Below are 21,173 nucleotides of genomic sequence, written 5' to 3'. Positions count from 1 at the left end.
AGTACGGTCCGCGCCGAGCCGCGACCGGCCCGTGACCAGCGGCGACGCGTCCGCCTCGCCGCGCGGCGAGGCGGACGGTCGTAGTCACCGCCACGTGGAGGGTGACGGCGCTCACGACGCTGTTGAAGACTCCTTCCATGCCAATTCGGTCCGGCGGGCAAGGCGGCCGGCACACCGGATTCGCTCGCTCCGGTGGTGCATTCCTCCGCCGGGTTACGAGAACCGCCCGCAGACCCGCGCGCTGTGCGGAAATTCAGAGGAGGCCAGCGGAATGTCCACCGTTGCCGAAACAGCAGGGAACGTCGCGGACACCACATCGGAAACGGTCGACGTGGTGGTCGTGGGCGCCGGTTTTTCGGGGCTCTACGCGCTGCACCGGTTACGCAGGTCCGGGCTCGACGTCATCTGTTTCGAGGCAGGCGACGGCGTAGGCGGCACGTGGTACTGGAACCGTTACCCGGGCGCACGTGTCGACCTGGAAAGCGTGCAGTACTCGTATTCCTTCGACCACGACCTCCAGCAGGACTGGCACTGGCCGGAGCTGTTCTCCCCGCAGGAGGACCTGGAGAAATACATCAACCACGTGGCCGACCGGTTCGACCTGCGCCGGATGATCCGCTTCGGGGCGCGGGTGAACCGGCTGGAGTTCGACGAGGAAATCGGGCAGTGGCAGGTCTCGACCGAGGCCGGTCACCGGGTGACGGCGAAATACGTCATCGCCGCGACGGGACCGCTGGACGCGACGAACATCCCGCGGTTCCCCGGAATCGAGAATTTCCGGGGCACCCTGGTGCACACGTCCCAGTGGCCCGAGGAAGGCGTGGACTACGCGGGCAAACGCGTCGGCGTGATCGGCACCGGCTCCACCGGTGTGCAGGTCGTTCCCGAAATCGCGAAGACCGCCGGCCATCTCCATGTCTTCCAGCGGACGCCGGTCTACACGGTGCCCGCCAACAATCAGCCGCTCGATCCCGCGTACGAGCGGGACTGGAAGCAGCATTACGGTGAGCGCCGGGAAATGATGCGGCACCATCCGAATGCGCTCGTGCTTCCCATGCGGCAGTACGGTTCCATCTTCGACCACCCGCCCGAGGAGCAGATCAAAATCCTCGAGGAGGCGTGGCAGGCGCGCAGCGGGGTGCTGTTCTTCTTCCTTTTCGACGACGTCATGCGGAATATGGCGGCGAACGAGATCGTCGCGGAATGGTTCCGCGGCAAGATCCGGCAGATCGTCAAGGACCCCGACGTGGCCGAGTTGCTGTGCCCGAAGACGTATCCGCTGGGCACAAAACGACTGAGCATCGACAGCGGCTACTACGAAACATTCAACCGCGACAATGTCACGCTCGTCGATGTGCGCGGCAACCCGATCACGGAGATCACGGCCAACGGCTTGCGGACCACCGCGGGGGAGTACGAGCTGGACGTGCTCGTGCTGGCGACCGGCTTCGACGCCATGACGGGTTCGCTGACCCGGATGAACGTCACCGGCGTCGGCGGGGTGAACCTCAAGGACAAATGGGCGGACAAACCGTGGAATTACCTGGGCCTGGTCGTGTCCGGGTTCCCGAACCTGTTCATGATCCACGGCCCCGGCAGTCCCAGTGTGGTGGCCCAGATGGTGACGCAGTGCGAATACCAGATGGACTGGATCGCCGAACTGATCGACCACATGGAATACCGCGGTATCGCGACTGCCGACACGACGCACGACACCGAATCGGAATGGTGCGACAAGGTGACGGAAGTGGCGAACCAGACGCTTTTCCCGCTGGCCGACTCGTGGTATGCGGGCGCCAACATCGAAGGAAAAGCGCGCAGCTTCATGATCTGGGTCGGCGGCTTCGACGCCTTCGCCGACAAATGCGATGAGGTCGCTGCCAACGGTTACGAAGGCTTCGTGCTGAAGCCGTAGAACTTTACGGGAGAGAACATGACAATTCCCATCGAAGACCGGGTAGCGATCCAGGACCTGCTCGCGCGGTACTGCCGTGGGCTCGACACCCAGCGTCGTGACGAGTTTCTCGGCACGTTCTGGGATGACGGGGTGCTGCACAGTTCCCTGGCGGGAGGCGAGTTCGCCGGGCACGAGCGGATCGCGCAGTGGTACGACCGGGTCCACAGTGAACCCGAGTTCGTCCCGTTCCACTGGGGACAGCACCGCCCGGCCAACGTGCTTTTCGACAAGGCAGGAGCGGACGAGGCCGTGGTGTGGAGCCAATTCGAGCTGCTCACCCGCTCGGATCGGGTCCCGCAGATCTCGTCCTACGGCGAATACCGCGATGTGGTCACCAAACGCGCCGGCGAGTGGCGCTTCAGCCGCCGGGTCATCCATCTGATGGCGAACGCGTACGGCCCGGTGGATTCGTGACAGGACCAACACACGTAAGGAGGCGATGACATGACGGGCCGGCTCGAAGGCAAGGTCGCGTTCATCACCGGTGCGGCGCGGGGACTGGGCCGTAGTCATGCGGTCCGGCTGGCGGAGGAAGGCGCGGACATCATCGCCGTCGACCTCTGCGCCACGGTGTCCACTGTGGACACTTACCCGGCCGCGACCACGGCCGATCTCGACGAGACGATCCGCCGGGTGGAGAAGCTGGACCGCCGGATCGTCGCGCGGGTGGCGGATGTGCGGGACTCCGGCTCGCTGGCCGTGGCGCTCGACGAGGGGATCGCCGAGCTCGGTGGTCTGGACATCACCATCGCCAACGCGGGAATCGTCAGCTTCGGCTCAGCTCTGGAGCTCACCGAGCGGCAGTGGCAGGACGTACTCGACATCAACCTCACGGGCGTATGGAACACGGCACGGACGGCGGCGCCGCACCTCGTCGCACGCGGCGGTGGTGCGCTGTTGTTCGTCAGCTCCATCGGCGGCCTGCGCGGCATGATGAACGTCGCGCACTACGTTTCGGCCAAGCACGCGATCGTCGGGTTGATGCGGACGATGGCGAACGAGCTGGCCCCGCACCGGGTCCGGGTCAACACCGTGCATCCGACCAATGTGGACACCGAAATGATCCAGAACCCGGGTACCTACCGGATGTTCGCGCCGGATGCTCCCGAGCCGACCCAGGAGGCGGCGCTGCCGGCCTTCGTGGGGATCAACGCTCTGGAGGTCCCGTGGGTGGAGCCGGTCGACATCAGCAACGCGTTGCTGTTCCTTGCCAGTGACGAGGCGCGCTACGTCACGGGCGTGACGCTCCCGGTCGACGCCGGCGCGATGATCAAGTGACGGGGCGGAAAGCATGACGAAACCCGATCTCGGCCGCTACGGAGTGTTCGGCGTCGGTGCGCCGGCTCCGCAGCAGGCCAAGGAAATCGAAGCGCTGGGCTACGGTGCCGTCTGGGTCGCGGGATCGCCCCCGGCCGAACTCGACTGGGCTGAAGGCCTGCTCGATGCCACCACGACGTTGCGGGTGGCCACCGGTATCGTCAACATCTGGAGCACGGACCCCGCCGCGGTGGCGGAATCCTTCCACCGCATCGAAAAGGCGCATCCGGGCCGGTTCCTGCTCGGCATCGGGGCCGGTCATCCGGAACTCGACCAGCGGTACCGCAAACCGCTCGACGCGCTCACCGAATATCTGGACCGGCTCGACGAACACGGTGTGCCGCGGGACCGCCGGGTGGTCGCCGCGCTGGGACCCAAGCTCTTGCGGATCACCGCCGACCGCGCCGCCGGTACGCATCCCTACCTGACGACGCCCGAGCACACCGCCCTGGCGCGCGAAATCATGGGCCGGGACGCGTTTGTGGCGCCGGAACACAAAGTGGTCCTGACCACCGACGTGCGTGCCGCCCGTGCCATCGGGCGCAAGTCCTTCGAGACGTCGATCCGGAAGACGAACTACCGCAACAGCTGGAAACGACTCGGCTTCACCGAAGAAGATCTGGCCGGCGGAGGCAGCGAGCGGCTCGTCGATTCCGTCGTCGCACACGGCAACGCCGAGGCCGTCGCCGCGCGGCTGGGGGACTTCTTCGCCGCGGGCGCCGACCACATCCCGCTGCAGGTGCTCGGCAGCGACGACAAGCTGTCGGTGCTGGCCGAACTGGCCCCGGCATTGGGGCTGGGGTCATGACCGCGCTGGCGGGCAGCCGCGTCGTGGTCGTCGGCGGCGGCTCCGGCTTCGGGCTGGCGACGGCACGCGGCGCGGCCGAGGCGGGGGCGAAGGTGACGGTGCTCTCGCACACCGACGCGAGCGTCGCGAAGGCCATCGGACAACTTCCGTCCGATGTGGACGGTCGTGCGGTGAGCTCGCTCGACGAAGCCAAACTGCGCGCGATGTTCGACGAAATCGGTCCGGTCGACCACCTGGTCTATACCGCCGCGGACGCACCCGTCGCGGGACGCATCACGACGATGCCGGTCGAGGAGGTCCGGCAGGCGTTCGAGACGCGCTACTTCGGTGCGGTGACCACCATCCGCTGCGCCGCCGGGCGAGTCCGGCAGTCCATCACGCTCACCAGCGGGGCGGCGTCGATCCGCCCCCGCGCCACGTCGGGCGTGCTCGCCGGCGTGTGTGGCGCGATGGAGGCGTTGACGAGAGCACTGGCGGTCGAACTGTCTCCGGTCCGGGTGAACCTGGTGCGTCCCGGTTTCACCAACACCGGGATGTGGGCGGATCTCGACGAGCAGGCGCGCGAGGCGCTGTTCCGGCAGACGGCCGAGACGAACCTCGTCGGGCACGTCGGCGAAGCGGCCGAGGTGGCTCGCGCCTATCTCTACTGCCTGACTTCGACCTACGCGACCGGGTCGATCGTCACCGTGGACGGCGGTTACGCGCTGACCTGACAACCGGCCAGGAAACCCGTGCCCTCAAAGGAGAGGTGCCATGTCCACACCGCCCGTGCTGCACATCCGGAGCCTCACCAAGACGTTTCCGGGGACGACCGCGCTCGACACCGTCGACCTGGAGGTACGTGACGGCGAAATTCATGCGCTCGTCGGTCAGAACGGCTCCGGCAAGTCAACGCTGATCAAGGTGCTCGCCGGGTATCACCGGCCGGATCCCGGCTCGCGGATCCTGTTGTGCGGCGAGCAGCTCACGCACGAAACTGTTGCTGCGCACCACCGGCTGCGGTTCGTGCACCAGGATCTGGGACTGTTCCTGGAACTGTCCGCAGTGGACAATCTGGCGCTGCGCAGCGAGTTCCTCACCTCCGCGGGCCGGATCCGGTGGCGGCGGCAGACCGAGCGCACGCTGGAACTGCTCGCCGATTTCGCCGTGGACCTCGACGTCCGGGCGCCGTTGTCCGCGGCGACCCCGGTGCAGCGCACGGTCGTCGCGATCGCCGCGGCACTGGCCGGCTGGGACGGCGGTGCGGGTCTGCTGGTGCTCGACGAACCCACCGCCGTTCTCCCGCCGGCGGAAGCCACGCACCTGCTGGAGATCGTCGAGGGGGTCCGGGCGCGGGGCACCAGCATCCTGTACGTCTCGCACCGGCTCGACGAGGTGCTCGCGCTGGCCGACCGGGTCACCGTGCTGCGCGGCGGGAAACTGGTCGAGACCCGGCCGGTCGCGGGATTGGACGCGGGCTCGCTGGCCACGCTGATGGCCGGCGACGACGTCGATGCCGGTTACCGCGCCGACCTTCCGCCCGCCGACGGCAGGCGGGTCGCGTTGACCGCACGCGGTCTGACCGGCCGGTACCTCGACGGGGTATCGCTGGAAGTGCGCGAAGGCGAAGTCCTCGGCATCGCCGGGCTCCCCGGCTCCGGTGCCACCGAGCTGGCGCACGTGCTGGCCGGCACCGTGCGCGGCGCGGGTGGTGAGGTCGCCCTCGGGGTGGGCCCGCCCGTGCCGGTCGCGAAGGCGGCGCGGCTGAACCTGCCGATTGTGCCCTCGGACCGGCTCCGCGACGCGATCCTGCCTTCGATGTCGGTGGCGGAGAACCTGTCGATCTCCATCCTCGACCGGTTGCGCAGCGGTCCCGTATTGGCGCACCACCGCGAGCGGCACACCGTCGCCCGCTGGATGGCCGATGTCCGGGTGAAAGCGGCGGGTGCGACGGCACCGATCGCCACGCTCAGCGGCGGCAACCAGCAGAAAGTGATCATCGCGCGCTGTCTCGCGCGGGAGCCGGATGTGCTGCTGCTGTGCGATCCGGCCGCGGGCGTCGATCCCGCGGCACGGCAGGCGATCTACGAGATGGTCGCCGAGCGCGCCCGCGTGGGGATGGCGCTGATCGTCACCTCCGCGGACATCGGCGACCTGCTCGCCCTGTGCACCCGGGTCCTGGTGCTGGCCGGCGGCCACATCGTGCGGGAGCTGACCGGGCCCGGGATCACCGAGCACGGGGTGATCCGTGCCATGGAAGAGACGGAACTGACATGACCGAGACCGTGCAGAAACCGGCCACTTCGCGGCCACCTGGAACGGCCCGTGCCACCTCGCGCCTGGCCGCGTTCAGCCCGCGCAACATCGGCGCCGTCTACATCCTGGTGCTGATCGTCGTCGTGTTCAGCATCTACCTGCCGATCAGTTACCCGACATCGGCCACCGTCAAGCAGGTGGCGAACGGGTACTCGATCACGGCGATGGGGGCGCTCGCGCTGGTGGTGCCGCTGGCGACCCGGACGTTCGACCTGTCCTTCGCCTATGTGATGACGCTGTCCGGCGTCACGGCCGCGCATTTCGTGGTCGGCGGGACGAATCCCGTGGCCGCGATGCTGCTCGGAATGCTGACAGCGCTGGTGATCGGCGCGATCAACGGCGTGGTCGTGGTCGTGATGAAGATCGACTCGTTCATCGGGACACTGGCCACCGGTTCGCTGGTGCAGGCGTTCATCACCTTCTTCACCAACGCCCAGATCATCTCCGGTGTGCGGCTTTCCGGCGGGTTCTCCCAGCTCGCACAGGTCCAGATCGCCGGGTTCACCGGCCCGGCGGTCTACGCGATCGTGCTCGCCGCGCTGTTGTGGTTCGTGCTGGAGCACACCGTGGTGGGCCGGCGGATCTACGCCGTCGGATTCAACCCCGACGCGGCCCGGCTGGCGACGATCGACGTGAACCGGATCCGGTTCGCCGGGCTCCTGGTGTCCTCGGCGATCGCCGGGTTCGCCGGGCTGTGCCTCGCCTCGTCACTGTCGGCGGGCGCGCCCACCGCGGGTACCGCCTACCTGCTGCCGGCGTTCGCCGCGGTGTTCGTCGGCGCCACCCAGCTGAAGAACGGGCGGTTCAACGCCTGGGGCACGCTCATCGCCGTCGTCATGCTCGGCGCCGGCACGGTCGGGCTGAGCCTGTCCGCCGCCCCCAACTACGCCACCGACATGTTCACCGGCGTGGTCCTCATCGGTGCGCTCGCCGCCACTGGTCTCCAGCGCCGCCGCGGCTGACTTTCCCACGGAACTGTATTGAAACCAGCCTCCTTGCGGGGCCCACCCCCAACCACCGGAGTTCCCATGAAACGTCTCGTGCCCGTCATCGCCGCCGCGCTCTGCGCTTCCGCGCTCGCCGCCTGCGGCGCCGGTGAGCGGGGCGCCGCCGCCGGACCCGTCGACCAGGCCGGTGTGCAGAAGGCGAAGGACCTGATCACTCAGCTGCAGAACCGTCCGACCGCGCTGCCCAGCACGACACCCGTGGGCAAACCGGTGCCACCGGGCAAAACCGTCGACTTCATCAGCTGCCCGGCCGCCGAATGCAACCAGTTCGCCGGCCTGCTGACGGACTCGGCGAAGAAGCTGGGCTGGACGCTCAAGGCGATCAACACCGACGGCAGCCCCGGTTCCCAGCAGCAGGCGTTCGCGCAGATCGCGCGGGACAGGGCGGACGCCGCGATCTACGTCGGCATCGACCGCACCGTCTACGAGCGATACCTGCCGGAGCTGAAGGCCAACGGCACCTGGATGGTCAGCGCCTGCTCCACCGACGAGCAGGGCAACGGTATCGACTTCGCCATCTGCACCCCCGAGCAGCAACGGGACACCGGGCGGCTGATGGCCGCCGAGATCGTCGCGGACAGCGGTGGCAAGGCGAACTCCGTGTACGTCAACGTCCCCGCGTTCACCAACCTGTCGAAGCTGCGGGGCGAGTTTCTGGCCGCCACCAAGGAGTTCTGTGCCGCGTGCGGTACCGGGACGCTGGACATCCCGCTCACCGCGCTGGGCAACGGGACGCCGCAACTGATCGTCGGCTACCTGCGGGCGCACCCGGACGTCGACTACGTGGCGCTGGCCATCGACAGCCTCGCCTCGGGCGTGCCGGCCGCGTTGAAGGCGGCCGGTCTGGACCAGGTGAAGATCGTCGGCCAGGGGGGCGGCGCAGCCACCAGCCAGGCCATCAAGACCGGCGACCAGCTCGCTTCGGTGCCGTGGCCCTACATCGAGACCTACCTGGCGGGGCTGGACTCGGTCGTCCGGCATGTCACCGGCGCGCCACAGCTTCCCTCACAGCTGCCCCGGTCCTGGATCGTCACGAAGTCGAACGTGGCCGAAACCGACCAGACGATCGACGACATCATCCCCGTGGTCGCCGGCAGCGACCGGATGTTCCAGCAGCTGTGGGGCGCCGCCTCGTGACGGTCGCCGGGCGGCGAGGACGGTCGTCGTATCGGCGCCACGTGGTGGATGACCGCCGCGGCCGTGCTGGGCAAGACTGACCAGAAATCGGTTTTCACAAGGAGTGTCATGGCGCTTTCCGCTGATATGAACCTTCCCGCGGGAAAGCCGGGGAATTCCCGGCGATTGATCGTCGACAAGCTCTTCGCCGATCTGGCGGCGGGCCGGGTCGAGGATTGCGTCGCGGCGTTCACCGACGATCTCAAGATGGAAGTACCGTTCCAGTCACCCGGAATGACCTGGAAGTGCCGAAGCAAGGACGATGTGCGCGCCTTGTTCACCTGGGTGTCGGAGAACTTCCGGCCATTCGGTATCGAGGCGTCACAAAGCTGGGAAATGGAATCGGACGGACTCGTCGCGCTTTACGCCACCGACGCCGTTCGTGAGCGGACCGGCCGCCCTTATCAGAACGACTACGTCGGGCTCTTTTTCTTCGAAGGCGATCTCGTTTCACATTGGGTCGAATACCACAACCCGATGGTCACCGTGGTCGCGCTCGGACGGTAGCGCCCATGTCCGACATCGGTAAGCGGGCCCGCGGGGCAGTGCGGTCGCCGCGGGCAGGCCTGGGGCTGTGTGACGTCGTCGAGTCACACGGCCGGTACCGGGGCGAGCGGATCGCGCTCATCGACGACGCCGGATCGATCACATGGGCGCAGCTGGCCGGGCGCATCGCGGCAATGGCCAACGGCCTGGCCGAGCGCGGCATCGGGCGAGGTGACGTCGTCGCGGTCGCCGACGGGATCGGCATCGATTATGTGGCGCTCTATTTCGCGACGGCCCGCCTCGGTGCCGTGCTCGTCCCGCTGAACTGGCGGCTGAACCAGGCGTCGATCCTGTCCTTCATCGACCGGACCACGCCGAAACTCGTCCTGGCCGGCGCCCGGCAGCTCGAACTCGTCGGCGGGGCGGCGAAACACGTGATCGCCGATACCCGGGACGCCACGTGGGGCGAGCAGCTGCTCAGCGAACGCACCGGGATGCCCGCATCGGGGGCCGAGTTCGACGATCCGCACCTCATCATCTTCACCAGCGGTACCACGGGAGTGCCGAAGGCCGCGGTGCTGAGCCAGCGCGGCACCATGGTCGACTCCTACGCCGGGGCCCTCGCTTCCGGGTTGCGGCCGGACGACCGTTTTTTCGTTTACCAGGCGCCTTATCACGGCGGAACCTGGGCCCTGATGCGCCAGTACATTCTGGTCGGCGCGTCCATCGTGCTGACCCGCTCGTTCGAGGCGACCCGGGCGCTGGAGATCATCGAACGGCACCGGTGCACGTCGTTCTTCGCCGTGCCGCTCGTGCTACAGGGACTCGTCGAGGCACCGAACTTCGAGGAGTCGGATCTCTCCTCGCTGCGCAACATCGTGTTCGCGAGCTACGACCCGAATTCCGTGGTGCGGCCCGTCGTCGAGCAGATCCGCCGGCGCGGCGCCGCGGGCCTGACGATCGAGCACATCTACGGGCAGACCGAGAACAGCTCGCTCATCACGACCGCCCGGCCGGAAGTGTGCGAGCAGGACATCGGTTCGGTGGGAACTCCGGTGCCCGGGGTCGTGGTGTCCATTGTGGACATCGACGGACGGGAGCTGCCGCCCGGAGAAGTGGGGGAGATCTGCGTGCGCTCCCACTCGGTCATGGACGGCTATCTGGACAACCCGGAGGCGACCGCCGAGGCGTTCCGCGGTGGCCGGCTGCACACCGGTGATCTCGGCCGGCTCGACGAACGCGGAATGCTCCACATCGTCGGGCGGCTCAAGGAAATGATCCGCACCGGGGGCGTGAACGTGTATCCGCGCGAGATCGCCCGGAAACTGGGTGAGCATCCCGCGATCCGCGACTGCGCCGTCTTCGGCGTGCCGGATCCGCGGTACGACGAGCGCGTCGTCGCGGCCGTGGTGTCGTCCGATCCGCACCTGACACCCGAGGAGGTCATCGCCTGGGTGCGGCAGCGGATGGCCGGTTACCAGACGCCGCGCCAGGTCCTCATCCTGGATGAACTCCCCAAGACCGCCGCGGGCAAGACCGCCATGGCGGACCTCGTACACGTCGCGACCGGAAGGGACGAGGCATGAGCCACGCGATAGTGGGAATCGGGGAGACCCGGGTCGGGAAGCAGCCGGGCTGGACAGCGGTGGATCTTCAGGCCGAGGCGGTGATCCGGGCCTGTGCGGACGCCGGGATCTCGGTCGGGGATCTCGACGGGCTGTTCAACCTCGGCCCGTATTCGAGGCCGTTCCCGATGTTTTCGGCCAGTCTCAACGAATATCTCGGTCTTCGCCTCAAGCGTCAGGGAACGATCGACGTGGGTGGGATCGTGTCGCCGTCGCATATGCTGAACAATGCGATCGCGTCGATCGAGCGGGGGGAGTGCTCACTCGTTGTCTGTACCTTTGGCGAAGCGGCCGCGACGGGACGGACGAAGGCGGGCCGGGGCTGGACGATGGCCGCGGACGACCTCGAATTCGAGGCCCCGTTCGGGCTGGTCGGCTCCGTCCTGCCGTACGCGCTGGTGATGTCGCGGCACATCGCCGAGTACGGTACGCGGATGGAAGGCTTCGGCGCGGTCGCACTGGCCGCCCGCAAGCACGCCATGCTCACCGAGAACGCCGTGATGCGCAAGCCGCTTTCGATGGACGACTACCTCTCGTCGCGGCCGATCGCGTCACCGATCAAGCTGCTCGACTCCTCGGTGATCGTCGACGGCGCGGGTGCCGTCATCGTCGCGTCGGAGGAGGTCGCCAGGGAGCTGGGCGCGGTGCCGGTCCGCGTGCGCTCGTCGGCGATGAAATCGTCACACCGCAACATCGGCCAGTTCCCCGGCGTCGCCGGGCTCGGCATCGACGAGGTCGGCGCGCGAGCGCTGCAGGGCGCCGGGCTGAGCCTGCCGGACATCGACCTGCTGCAGGTGCACGACGCGTTCACGATTTCCGTCATCGTTTTCCTTGAGGAACTCGGTTTCTGCAAACGCGGCACCGGCGGCGACTACGCACTCGACGGCAATCTGGAGCTCGGCGCGGATTGCCCGGTGAACACCAATGGCGGGCACCTTTCGCAGGGCCACGTCTCGGGCATGCTCCACATCACCGAGGCGGTGCGGCAGCTGCGGGGAGAAGCGGGCGAACGTCAGCTCGAGGACCCGCGTTTCGTGATGGTCGCCGGCGCCGGCGGGTATTTCGGCATGACCGGCGTCATGATCCTGGGCCGTGATTGAAGAAACGCGAGGAGATGGTGATGTCCGAACACGATCACGTGCCGGTCGCCCCAGCGGACTGCGCCGCATCCGCGGTGTCCGGACCGTACTGGAACGGACTGGCGGAGGGGCGCCTGTCGATCCCGTATTGCACCCGGTGCGAGCGGCCGTTCTTCTTCCCCCGCAAGTGGTGCCCGAACTGCTGGTCGCCCGATGTCTCGTGGATCGAGGCGAGCGGGCGGGGCACGCTGTACACGCGGTGCATGGTCGATATGCCCTTCGACGGGCGTCCCGCTGAGGAAATCCCTTATGCCGTCGCGCTGGTGGATCTCGACGAGGGTGTCCGGCTGCCCGGCCGGCTGCGACTGGCCGACGCGAAGATGCCGATCGGGGACCGGGTCGTCCTGCAGTTCGCGGACGACCCCGCGGCCGCGCTACCCGTCTGGCGGCACGAGTAGATGAAGCTTCTCAATGCCGGCGGGCGATTGTGGGCCGAATACGAAGGCGGGTTCTTCGACGTCGCCGAATCGAGCGGCGGCCGGTTCGACCCGGACCCGCAGGCGATCTTCGATCGGTGGGCGGAATTCCGGGACTGGGTGAGCCGGAACCGTCCGGCGGGAACCGGATCTCCCGCGACCTCGCACCTGGGCAGCCCGGTGCCGCGGCCGAGACAAGTGTTCGCCGTCGGCTTCAATTATGCGGATCACTCCGGGGAACTCGGCGCCGGAATCCCTGCCCGCCCGCTGCTGTTCCCGAAACTCCCGACGTGTGTGAGCGGCCCGGCGGACGTGGTGACGCTCGCCGGCGCGCAGATCGACTGGGAGGTCGAACTCGTTGTCGTCATGGGAAAGTACGCCCGCGGCGTGAAGGCGGACACGGCTTGGCGGTATGTCGCGGGCCTGACCGTGGGGCAGGACCTGTCCGACCGGGCGGAGCAGTTCGCCGGCGAGACGCCGCAGTTCAGTCTCGCGAAGTCGCGACCGGGATTCGGACCGCTGGGGCCGTGGCTGGTGACGGTCGACGATTTCGCCGACCCGGAGGACCTGGCGATAACGTGCTTGCTCAATGGGGAAATCGTCCAGGAATCCCGGACGAAGCATCTGGTGTTCGGAGTCGGGACGCTGATCGAGTTCCTCTCGGCTCGCGTCCCGCTGCTGCCCGGGGATGTCATCTTCACGGGAACGCCGAGCGGCATCGGTTTTTCCCGTACCCCGCCACGTTTCCTGCGCGAGGACGACGTCTTGGTGGGCAGGATCGAAGGCATCGGCGATCTGGTCACGCGTTTCGAGGCGGGGAAGGAAGAAGGGTGACCGTCCATTGTGTCCCGTGCTCGCTGGAGCGCGCCGACCCGTCGCTGGTGATCTTCCGCGACGATTTGTGGGCCTGCGAGATCTTTCCCGGTTTCGAAGTGCCCGGATGGTTCGTAGTGCGGGCCCGTCGCCACGTACTCCATATGCGGGACCTCGACGAGCGCGAAGCCACCACCTACGGCGCCCGGCTGCGTGATCTGACGGCGGCGGTTTCCGGAGCGCTGGACGTGAAAACCGTGTACATCGTGTCCTTCGGTGAACGGCACCCGCATTTCCATTCCCTCGTGATCGGGCGAGGTGACGACCTACCGGAGCGGCACCGGTCGGCGGACATCCTCGCGCTGCGGGAATCGTTGGTGGACCTCGCGGCCGCGAAAGCGGTTGCCCCTGCTGTCGCGGCCGCTTACTCGTCGAGAACGGCGTAGAAGCCGGGTGCCGGAACCGTCGGGGGACGGCTCCGGTACCCGGCGGGTGTCTACCTTTTCACGAGATAATCGTTGGCGTGCATCGTCGGTGACGTACCGTGGGACTCGGCTTCGATGATCACCCGCTCGTTCTCGGCGGTGCTACTGGTGAGGGTCAGCAGCTCGCCACTGGGCATCGCGGCTGGGAACTGCTCCGGCTTGCCCGCTGTCATGATTTCCAGTGTTCACCAGCATCGTGAGCGCCGTCACCCTCCACCTGGCGTGGACTTCGCCCAGCATCTCACCGGACGGCGAGGGCACGCGGCCGTGCCGCCCCGGCGGGGGCGGCACGGCCGATGGTTCAGTCACATCCGAACGAGATGCCTTGGTAGTTGAGTCCGTTGGCCCACTTGTAGGACCTAGAGCCGCCGTGGGGGCCGGCGTGGAGACAGGGGCTGTCCGGGCCCACTCGGTGGACCACGAAGCTCACCGTGTACGAGCAGTTGTTGGTGACATAGACCGTCTGGGTGGCGGTGCCGACGGTGTGCCGCACGTTGACGCAGGATGGCTTGGCTGCCGCAGGCGTCGCGGTGGCCGCCGCGGTGAGCACCGGCGCGCTGCCGGCTTGAACAACACCTGTCTGGCTGGAGACCGCAGCCTGCGCGGCAGGTGCGAGTGAGCCGGCTGATGCGGCGCCGGCCAGGGCGGCGGCCCCTAACACCATGCCGAGTTTGTGGGAAATGGCCATGATCCGGGTTCCTCTCTTCCGATCTGACGCGACGCGGATGACAGGGCCCGCGCCGGTGATCCTCAGCATGGGTGGCGCGACTCCGCCGGTACCAGGTCGACGTCCCAAGGCGGTGCAACGCGGGACGTCCCGCGCCTTGACCAGCGCAGAAGCGTGAACCGGTGAGGCATCAGCGGGACGCTCGCCGGCCCGATGGTTCAGTCCACCTGCTCGAGGTCTTGTGCTGCATGCGGTGATCGGAGTAGGTCTGGATGAGAATCGAATAGTGCTGGGTCTTGTTGGCAGGGTGGGAATATGGCTCGGTGGAAACCGCTCGCCGACGGCCTCGAGCCGCGGCGGCGGGAATTGGTGGTCCGGTTACGGGAGCTCAAGGACCAGTTGGGAATCAGCACCGCGGCCTTGGCGCGGAAGACGCCCTATAGCAAGTCCTCCTGGGATCGCTACCTCAATGGCGCGGTGGTGCCGCCGAAGCAGGCGGTGGAAGCGCTGGGCCGGCTGGCCGGGACCGATCTCGTGCGGCTGCTGGCGACGTGGGAGTTGGCCAGCCAGGTGCCGGGAACCCGGCAGGCGGCACCCGGCGCCGAAAGACCGAATGCGGCACCGGCCGCTGAGCCCAGACCCCGGCGACGTGGCCGGCTCGTCGCGGTGGCGGCGGGCGTGACCGTGGCGGCGGCCGGCGCGGGACTGACGGTGTGGCTGACCGCCAGGGACGCCTCGTCGTCGTCGCCCCCGGCTCAGGCGCCGGTCCAGCCCGCGGGCTATACCTGTGACTACACCACCCGCGATGGACACCTCTATGCCGGGCACAGCACCGGTTCCGACCGGCTGGTCGCGCTCAACGCCAGTGGCCAGGATGTGGTGGAGGTGCAGTGCCTGCTCGTCCACCATGACCTCGACCCAGGGCGCGTCGACGGGCTGTACGGGCAGCGCACCTCGCAGGCCGTCGAACAGTTGCAGAGCGCGGCGGGTGCGGTGGTCGACGGGATTGTGGGGCCGCAGACGTGGGGCCTGTTGCGCTCATGAGCGGCAGGTGGCGGCCGTTGCCGGACACCCTGGCCCCCGAGGTGGCCTACCTGGTCGGCCTGTTGCGGCAGCTCAAAGACCGCACCGGCTTGAGCCTGGCCGCGCTGGCGGCCAGGACCCCGTACAGCAAGTCTTCCTGGGAGCGCTACCTCAACGGCATCGCCCTGCCGCCGCGGCAGGCGGTCGAGGATCTCGCCAGGGTCGCCGGGGAACCGGCCGCAAGGCTGTTCGCCTTGTGGGAGCGCGCCGAGGCCGGCTGGAGTGGCCGCACCGCCGGCGCCCGGACCATGCCTCGTGAGCCCGGCGAGGACCCCAATGCCGCGGATCCATCCGGTGGGCGGCGGAAGCTGTTCACCGCCATCCTGGTGGGTGCGGCGCTGGCCGTGGCCGGACTGGTCGTCCTGTACCTCGTGCGTTCCGGCGGCGCGCAGCCGTCCGGCTCGACGGCCCCGGACTACAGCATCGGATGCCGGGGCCCGCAATGCACCGGTGGGGAAGCGCAGGGGATGGCTTGCGGCGTCGACGCTGCCTCCTTCGCCGGCCTCCAGGTGGATACCACCTATCTGGAACTGCGGATCAGCGACCAGTGCGCCGCCGCGTGGGCCCGTGTCTCCCACGCCGCCCTGGGAGACGAGGTATCGGTGGCCGACCGGGACGGCCGGACCGAGACGATCACCGTCTCCGATCCGGCCGCGATCGGGCAGTACCTCCCGACCCCGATGATCGCTGCGGACCGGCACTCCCGCGTACGGGCCTGCCTGATGCGCGGCGGTGAGCGCCGGTGCACGGACTGGGGAACCCCATGACAAGACCCGGGAACGCGTCGACGGCATTGTCCAGACCGTCCACCACGGTGTGCGGCGCCTGGCGACAACCTCCAGCAAGTTGTCCGGTCCTGGCACCGGCTTCATGCTGTTGTACTGGGCACCAGTTTTCCAGCAGCGCCGCCGGATTTGCCATGGTTCGTCCCTAAGGTTGATCTTGTCTGGGGTTGGATGCCCTGGGTGCCCCGGGGCGATGGGGTGGGGCTGATGGTTCGTTGCCGTGTGGTGGCTCGTTTAGGGACTTGTTGGCGGGGTTGACCTGCGACAACAGGAGAACGAGTGGGACGGATCGGCCGCTGGTGTGGGTCGGTGTCGATGTCGGCAAGGCCACCCATCACGCGTGCGTGATGGACCCGGCCGGCACAGTGGTGTTCTCGCAGAAACTCGCCAACGACCAGGCCGCGATCGGGCAGCAGGTGGTCTATGTGCCCGGCCGGGTCGTCAACCGCATGACCGGAGTGTTCCGTGGTGAGGCGAAATCCGACGCCAAAGACGCCCGGGTGATCGCCGAAACCGCGCGCATGCGCACCGACCTGACCCCGGTCGCGGCCACGGATGATCTGGTGATCGAGCTGACCCGGCTGACCGCGCACCGCGAGGACCTGATGGCCGACTGGGTACGTGGCGTCAACCGGCTGCGCGACCTGCTGACCGGGATCTTCCCCGCGCTGGAACGCGCCTTCGACTACTCCACCCGCAGCGCCCTGGTCCTGGTCACCGGTTTGCGGTTGCCTGGCGAGCAGACCACCGCCGCGCTGATCGCCCGCCTGGCCCGGCACCTGCTCGATCTGGACCGGCAGATCAAGGACACGGACAAGCTGATCACCAGCCGGTTCCGGGAACACCCGCAGGCCGAGATCATCGACTCGCTGCCCGGTCTCGGACCGATCCTGGGTGCGGAGTTCCTGGTGGCCACCGGCGGTGACCTCGCGACGTTCGTCACCTCCGGCCGACTGGCCTCCTACGCCGGGCTGGTCCCCGTGCCGCAGGATTCCGGCCGGGGCACCGGTAACCTGCGCCGGCCGAAACGCTACAACCGCAGGCTGCGACGGGTGTTCTCCATGGCTGCCCTGTCCAGCATCAAAGCCAACGGACCCTCGCGCGTCTTCTATGACAAGAAGCGCAGTGAACGGCTCGTCCACACCCGAGCCCTGCTCGCCCTGGCCCGTCGGCTGGTCGACGTGCTGTGGGCGCTGCTGCGTGACCGCCGGAAGTTCACCCCGACCGCGCCACAACCCGCTACTGCTGCGGCTTGACACGGTCATTCAGATTCCGCTCAGTCGCTTGTGGACGGTCAGGCGAAGCCCGGTGTCTGTCCACCGTGGACGGGCAGAATCGCCCCGTTGACGAACGACGAGGCCGGGTCGGCGAGCCAGGCCACCGCGTTCGCCACGTCATCGGGTGCGCCGAGGCGTCCGACCGGGATCTCGTCGAGAATGGCGTCGACGGCGTCGGAGACGCTGACCGACATCGCCGTCGCGATCTTGGCCTGCTCCGCCTTGCCCATGTCCGTCACGATGTATCCGGGTGCGACGGCGTTCGTCCGGATGCCGAACGGAGCCAGCTCCTGCGCCAGCAGGCGGGTCAGGCCGACCACGGCATGCTTGGCCGGCACGTAGGCACCGTATTCGGCGAGCGCCGCGACTCCGAGCGTCGACGCGATGTTGATGATGGTTCCCCGCCCGGCTTCCTTCATGCCGGGCAACACGGCGCGACTGAGGTTGACCGCCCCGAGGACGTTGACCCGCCACGATGTTTCCCATTCGGTGTCGCTGATCTGCTCGAAGGGGGCGACCCCCACGGCGGAGCCGGCGTTGTTGACCAGAACGCCGACACCGCCGAGGGATTCGGTCAGGGCCGCGACCCCTTCGTCGGCACTCGCCCGGTTCGACACATCCATCGCTATCGCGACGCTGCGCCGGCCGAGCCGCCGCACCAGTTCGGCGGTCTGCTCGAGTTCGGCCGGGTCGTCGCCGAGCCCGACACCGGCCGCCTCGAGTTCGGGCACGGGCCGCGCGATGTCGCAGACCGCGACATCGGCGCCCGCGCTTGCGAGCCGGAGCGCGACCGCCCGGCCGATACCGTGGGCCCGGCCCGCGCCGGTGACCAGTGCGACCTGGTCGTCGAGGGCTCCCATCCTCAGCTCGGCTCGCCGTCCAGTCCGGGGACGCCGAACCGGTGGCGCACGTCGTGTAGCGCGGCTTGATAGGCGTGCGTTTCGACGTAGTTGGCGTGCCGTGGCGTGTCGATGTAGTACCTGCCGCCGCGTAGGTCGGGCCGGTGGGTGCGCTTCATGTCGGTGAAGGCGTTCTTGTCGGCGCCCGACAGTTTGAGGTCCATGGCGACGAGCTGGGCCATCTCCTCGAACCGCTTGTAGGCGGCGTCGGCGAACTCGATGAAGCCCAGGACGTAGAGCGAGTCCACCGTCCGGTTGAAGATGTTCAGATACAGCTGGGGGTGGCCGCTCTTCCATTCGAAGAGCGCTTCGTCGACGAACGGGATCTTGTACTCGTATCCGGTCGCCAGGAGCACTACGTCGACCTGCTCGCGGGAGCCGTCGGTGAACACGACATCGGACCCGTCGAGACGCGCCACATCGGGCTTCGCCGTGATGTCGCCGTGGTTGAAATAGTGGATGATCTGGTCGTTCACAATCGGATGCGAGGACAGCACATCGTGGTCGGGGGCGGGGAGCCCGAAGCGCGTGACGTCCCCGACGATGGCGTCCACCAGCTCGTTGACGTCCTCCGGCACCGTGATCCCGGCCGGAGCTTTGCCGCCGTAGTTCAGGAACACATCGAGCGGAACACCGAACAGATGCTTCGGCACGAACCGGTAACCGCGGCGGACGCTCAGCATGGCACGGTCGGCGCTCACCGCCGCGTCACAGGCGATGTCGACTCCCGAGTTGCCCGCGCCCACGACCAGCACGGTCTTGCCCACGAACACAGAGCTGTCGAAGTACTGCGACGAGTGCAATATCCGGCCGGTGAACGTCTCACGGCCGGGCAACTCGGGCACGTTCGGATGCCAGGTGACGCCCGGTGCGGCGACCAGCGCGCGGTACCGCTTGCGTTCCCCGCCGACAGTGACCAGCCACGAACCGTCCTCGAGCAGCTCGGCCCGCTCGACCGGAGTGTTGAAAGTGATGTGCTCGTAAAGCTTCTCTTCCGTCGCGAAGTGCCGGATGTAGTCGCGCAGCTGCCTCCACGAAGGATAGTCCGGATAGTCGTCCGGCATCGGGTAGCCGTAGAAACCACTGCTGTACTTGGAGCTGATGAAGTGCGCGGTGCGGTAGACCGGGCTGCCTTCGTTCTCCGGGTCCCAGATACCGCCGACGTCGGAGTGCTTCTCGTACACGTCGAACGCGATCCCGGCCTCGCGGAGCTGCCGGGCGATGACAAGGCCGGAGGGACCGGCTCCGACGACACACACGCGATCGGGGGCCTGAGTTTCTGTGCTCATGGTCAACTTTCTTCTCGTTCCTTCGCGACGGGACTAACCGCGCGACTCGGTCGCCTCTGCTGAGGCCTTGGGTGGTTTCCCGGTTGGTTCCTCGCCGAACGACCCGATGGCCGCATACACGGTCGGCGATGCCTTGCGCAGGCGCAGTGAGTGGAGACCGGCCACAATGGACACCGCGATCAGAACCCACGGCAGGACCCTGATGACCGGTGACGTGCTGCCGGCCAGCGTCTCGAAGTTCATGACGATCAGGACCGCGGTGATCACGAAGAGGACGAGCCCGATCGCGGAGCCGGCGATCACCGTGACCGGCCGGTCCGCGCGCCGCCAGAAGTACCCGATGATCGCGATCGCGGACAGGGTCCACAAAATGATCAGGCCCAGCGTGCCCAGCCCGGTCATGATGGTGGCCATATTGCGGTAGGGGTCGAGGCGGGCGATGGCGAAGACCGCGACGACGACGACGCTGATCGTGGTCTGCACGGCACTCGCCCGTGCCGGGGTGCCGCGACGGGAGAGCCTCCCTATCCACGCCGGGAGCAACGCCCGTTCCCGCCCCACGGCGTACATGTAGCGGCTTGCGGCGTTGTGCAACGCCAGCATCGAGGCGAACAGGCTCGTGATCAGCGTGACGTACATGACCTTGGTCAGCACCGACGACGCGTACTGGTCGCTGAGTCCGAAGTAGAGGCTGCCCTGCTGTTCGTTCGCCACCGCCTGAGTTTTGTCGGCCCCGAGCGCGCCGACCGTGACCCAGGATGTGATGGCGTAGAAGGCGGCGATGACGATGACCGCGATGTAGGTCGCCCTGGGCACGGCGCGTACCGGATCGGCGCACTCCTCCGCATAAACGGCGGCCGATTCGAAGCCGAGAAATGTCGTGAAGGCGAACATCAGCCCGAGACCGATGGAGCCCGTCGAGAACATCGCGACCGGATTCATCGCCGCGACGGGGAAAGCGTGCAGACCCACCTTGGCGACGATCGCGATGTCCAGGATCACCAGCGTCAGCACCTCGGCGCTCAGCAGCACCGCGAGCACGGTGCTCGCGATATCGACCGCCCGCAGCCCCAGGAAGCCGACCACCACGATCGCGACGGCCGACAAGGCCCACCAGGGCATGGTCGCACCGGTGAGCAGTTCCACGACCATCGTGCCGAAGTAGCCGACACCGGCGACGAGCAGCAACGTCAGCGCGTTATAGGCGATGATCGCGATCGTGGCCGCGGCCATGGCGGGCGGCCTGCCCAGTCCTTTCGCGACATACGTGTAGAAGCCACCTGCCCCGGACATCCGCTTGCTCATCGCGGCGTAACCGACCGAAAAGCACAGCAGCACGAGCCCCGATACGACGAACACCACCGGGGTCGATGCGCCGCTGCCGATCGCCAATCCGAGGGGCACGATCCCGACGATCGCACCCATGGGGGCCGCGGCCGCTATCACTGTCACGACGATCTTGAAGGTCGTCAGCTCTCCTTTGAGCCGCTCGCCTTGTGCCGTCATAGCTCCTCCTTCGAGAGGATTTCCTCACCATGACCCCCGTCACAGCGTGAAGGTACGTGCCGCGGAGAAGTTAGTCAAGTGACCAAGTCTGCTGACCAAGTCGGTTGACGTATGATCATGACGAGCGCGGCGTAGTGGCCGCC

At 67.6% G+C, this 21,173-nt stretch carries 22 protein-coding genes; 17 read left to right on the top strand and 5 right to left on the bottom strand.

What is annotated here, in order from left to right:
- The first annotated feature begins 271 nt into the window (after window positions 1–271).
- The 14 genes from GKO32_RS10140 (at window position 272) to GKO32_RS10075 (ending at window position 13,485) form a co-directional block, all read left to right on the top strand.
- Window positions 272–1,915 (top strand): flavin-containing monooxygenase, encoded by a 1,644-nt coding sequence (locus GKO32_RS10140; protein WP_154756559.1) that lies wholly within the window; start codon window positions 272–274, stop codon window positions 1,913–1,915.
- 18 nt (window positions 1,916–1,933) lie between these two features.
- A complete protein-coding gene (locus GKO32_RS10135; protein ID WP_154756558.1) occupies window positions 1,934–2,371 on the top strand; it encodes a nuclear transport factor 2 family protein in 438 nt (145 codons plus the stop codon).
- A 30-nt stretch (window positions 2,372–2,401) separates the two neighbouring features.
- On the top strand, window positions 2,402–3,235 hold the full coding sequence (locus GKO32_RS10130; protein ID WP_154756557.1) for a mycofactocin-coupled SDR family oxidoreductase: 834 nt from the start codon (window positions 2,402–2,404) through the stop codon (window positions 3,233–3,235).
- A gap of 13 nt (window positions 3,236–3,248) precedes the next feature.
- Window positions 3,249–4,082 (top strand): LLM class F420-dependent oxidoreductase, encoded by an 834-nt coding sequence (locus GKO32_RS10125; protein ID WP_154756556.1) that lies wholly within the window; start codon window positions 3,249–3,251, stop codon window positions 4,080–4,082.
- Window positions 4,079–4,795: an SDR family oxidoreductase gene (locus GKO32_RS10120; RefSeq protein ID WP_154756555.1), complete on the top strand. Its 717-nt coding sequence runs from the start codon at window positions 4,079–4,081 to the stop codon at window positions 4,793–4,795. The genes GKO32_RS10125 and GKO32_RS10120 overlap by 4 nt, the downstream gene beginning before the upstream one ends.
- 40 nt (window positions 4,796–4,835) lie before the next feature.
- Complete coding sequence (locus GKO32_RS10115; protein WP_154756554.1) at window positions 4,836–6,338, top strand: sugar ABC transporter ATP-binding protein; 1,503 nt, start codon at window positions 4,836–4,838, stop codon at window positions 6,336–6,338.
- A complete protein-coding gene (locus GKO32_RS10110) occupies window positions 6,335–7,339 on the top strand; it encodes an ABC transporter permease (protein ID WP_154756553.1) in 1,005 nt (334 codons plus the stop codon). The genes GKO32_RS10115 and GKO32_RS10110 overlap by 4 nt, the downstream gene beginning before the upstream one ends.
- Window positions 7,340–7,405: 66 nt before the next feature.
- Window positions 7,406–8,521, top strand: coding sequence for a sugar ABC transporter substrate-binding protein (locus tag GKO32_RS10105; RefSeq protein ID WP_154756552.1), 1,116 nt, complete (start codon window positions 7,406–7,408; stop codon window positions 8,519–8,521).
- Window positions 8,522–8,629: 108 nt separating this feature from the next.
- Window positions 8,630–9,067, top strand: coding sequence for a nuclear transport factor 2 family protein (locus tag GKO32_RS10100; protein WP_166459473.1), 438 nt, complete (start codon window positions 8,630–8,632; stop codon window positions 9,065–9,067).
- 5 nt (window positions 9,068–9,072) lie between these two features.
- Window positions 9,073–10,632: a class I adenylate-forming enzyme family protein gene (locus GKO32_RS10095; RefSeq protein ID WP_154756550.1), complete on the top strand. Its 1,560-nt coding sequence runs from the start codon at window positions 9,073–9,075 to the stop codon at window positions 10,630–10,632.
- Window positions 10,629–11,771 carry a thiolase family protein gene (locus tag GKO32_RS10090; protein ID WP_154756549.1) on the top strand — a complete coding sequence of 381 codons (1,143 nt, stop codon included), beginning with the start codon at window positions 10,629–10,631 and terminating at the stop codon, window positions 11,769–11,771. Before GKO32_RS10095 ends, GKO32_RS10090 begins: the two co-directional genes overlap by 4 nt.
- Before the next feature lie 20 nt (window positions 11,772–11,791).
- Entirely contained in the window at window positions 11,792–12,208 is a 417-nt protein-coding gene (locus GKO32_RS10085; RefSeq protein WP_208024350.1) for a Zn-ribbon domain-containing OB-fold protein, read from the top strand.
- Window positions 12,209–13,060 (top strand): fumarylacetoacetate hydrolase family protein, encoded by an 852-nt coding sequence (locus tag GKO32_RS10080; protein ID WP_154756547.1) that lies wholly within the window; start codon window positions 12,209–12,211, stop codon window positions 13,058–13,060. It begins immediately after the preceding gene.
- Window positions 13,057–13,485 (top strand): HIT family protein, encoded by a 429-nt coding sequence (locus GKO32_RS10075; RefSeq protein WP_154756546.1) that lies wholly within the window; start codon window positions 13,057–13,059, stop codon window positions 13,483–13,485. Before GKO32_RS10080 ends, GKO32_RS10075 begins: the two co-directional genes overlap by 4 nt.
- 50 nt (window positions 13,486–13,535) lie before the next feature.
- Here GKO32_RS10075 and GKO32_RS10070 read toward each other — a convergent pair whose 3' ends face one another.
- Together GKO32_RS10070 and GKO32_RS10065 are read right to left on the bottom strand one after the other, a co-directional pair.
- Window positions 13,536–13,697, bottom strand: coding sequence for a hypothetical protein (locus GKO32_RS10070; RefSeq protein WP_154756545.1), 162 nt, complete (start codon window positions 13,695–13,697; stop codon window positions 13,536–13,538).
- A gap of 128 nt (window positions 13,698–13,825) precedes the next feature.
- A complete protein-coding gene (locus GKO32_RS10065) occupies window positions 13,826–14,212 on the bottom strand; it encodes an alpha-amylase inhibitor (RefSeq protein ID WP_154756544.1) in 387 nt (128 codons plus the stop codon).
- A 294-nt stretch (window positions 14,213–14,506) separates the two neighbouring features.
- On the opposite strand from GKO32_RS10065, the gene GKO32_RS10060 reads away from it, so the two are divergent.
- The 3 genes from GKO32_RS10060 (at window position 14,507) to GKO32_RS10050 (ending at window position 17,315) form a co-directional block, all read left to right on the top strand.
- Entirely contained in the window at window positions 14,507–15,235 is a 729-nt protein-coding gene (locus GKO32_RS10060) for a peptidoglycan-binding protein (RefSeq protein WP_154756543.1), read from the top strand.
- Complete coding sequence (locus tag GKO32_RS10055) at window positions 15,232–16,041, top strand: helix-turn-helix domain-containing protein (RefSeq protein ID WP_154756542.1); 810 nt, start codon at window positions 15,232–15,234, stop codon at window positions 16,039–16,041. The genes GKO32_RS10060 and GKO32_RS10055 overlap by 4 nt, the downstream gene beginning before the upstream one ends.
- Before the next feature lie 314 nt (window positions 16,042–16,355).
- Window positions 16,356–17,315 (top strand): IS110 family RNA-guided transposase, encoded by a 960-nt coding sequence (locus GKO32_RS10050; protein WP_376765944.1) that lies wholly within the window; start codon window positions 16,356–16,358, stop codon window positions 17,313–17,315.
- A gap of 38 nt (window positions 17,316–17,353) precedes the next feature.
- Here GKO32_RS10050 and GKO32_RS10045 read toward each other — a convergent pair whose 3' ends face one another.
- The 3 genes from GKO32_RS10045 to GKO32_RS10035 are packed head-to-tail and all read right to left on the bottom strand — an operon-like array spanning window position 17,354 to window position 21,030.
- Window positions 17,354–18,196 (bottom strand): SDR family NAD(P)-dependent oxidoreductase, encoded by an 843-nt coding sequence (locus GKO32_RS10045; RefSeq protein WP_154756541.1) that lies wholly within the window; start codon window positions 18,194–18,196, stop codon window positions 17,354–17,356.
- A 2-nt stretch (window positions 18,197–18,198) separates the two neighbouring features.
- Window positions 18,199–19,524, bottom strand: a complete 1,326-nt coding sequence (locus GKO32_RS10040; protein WP_154756540.1) for a flavin-containing monooxygenase — start codon at window positions 19,522–19,524, stop codon at window positions 18,199–18,201.
- Window positions 19,525–19,557: 33 nt separating this feature from the next.
- Entirely contained in the window at window positions 19,558–21,030 is a 1,473-nt protein-coding gene (locus tag GKO32_RS10035) for an APC family permease (RefSeq protein ID WP_154756539.1), read from the bottom strand.
- Between the last annotated feature and the right edge of the window lie 143 nt (window positions 21,031–21,173).

This window comes from Amycolatopsis pithecellobii (assembly GCF_009707865.1).
Classification (GTDB): Bacteria; Actinomycetota; Actinomycetes; order Mycobacteriales; family Pseudonocardiaceae; genus Amycolatopsis_E; species Amycolatopsis_E pithecellobii.
The sequence above is the reverse complement of the archived record's forward strand: the minus strand, read 5'-3'. Positions and strand labels throughout refer to the sequence as shown.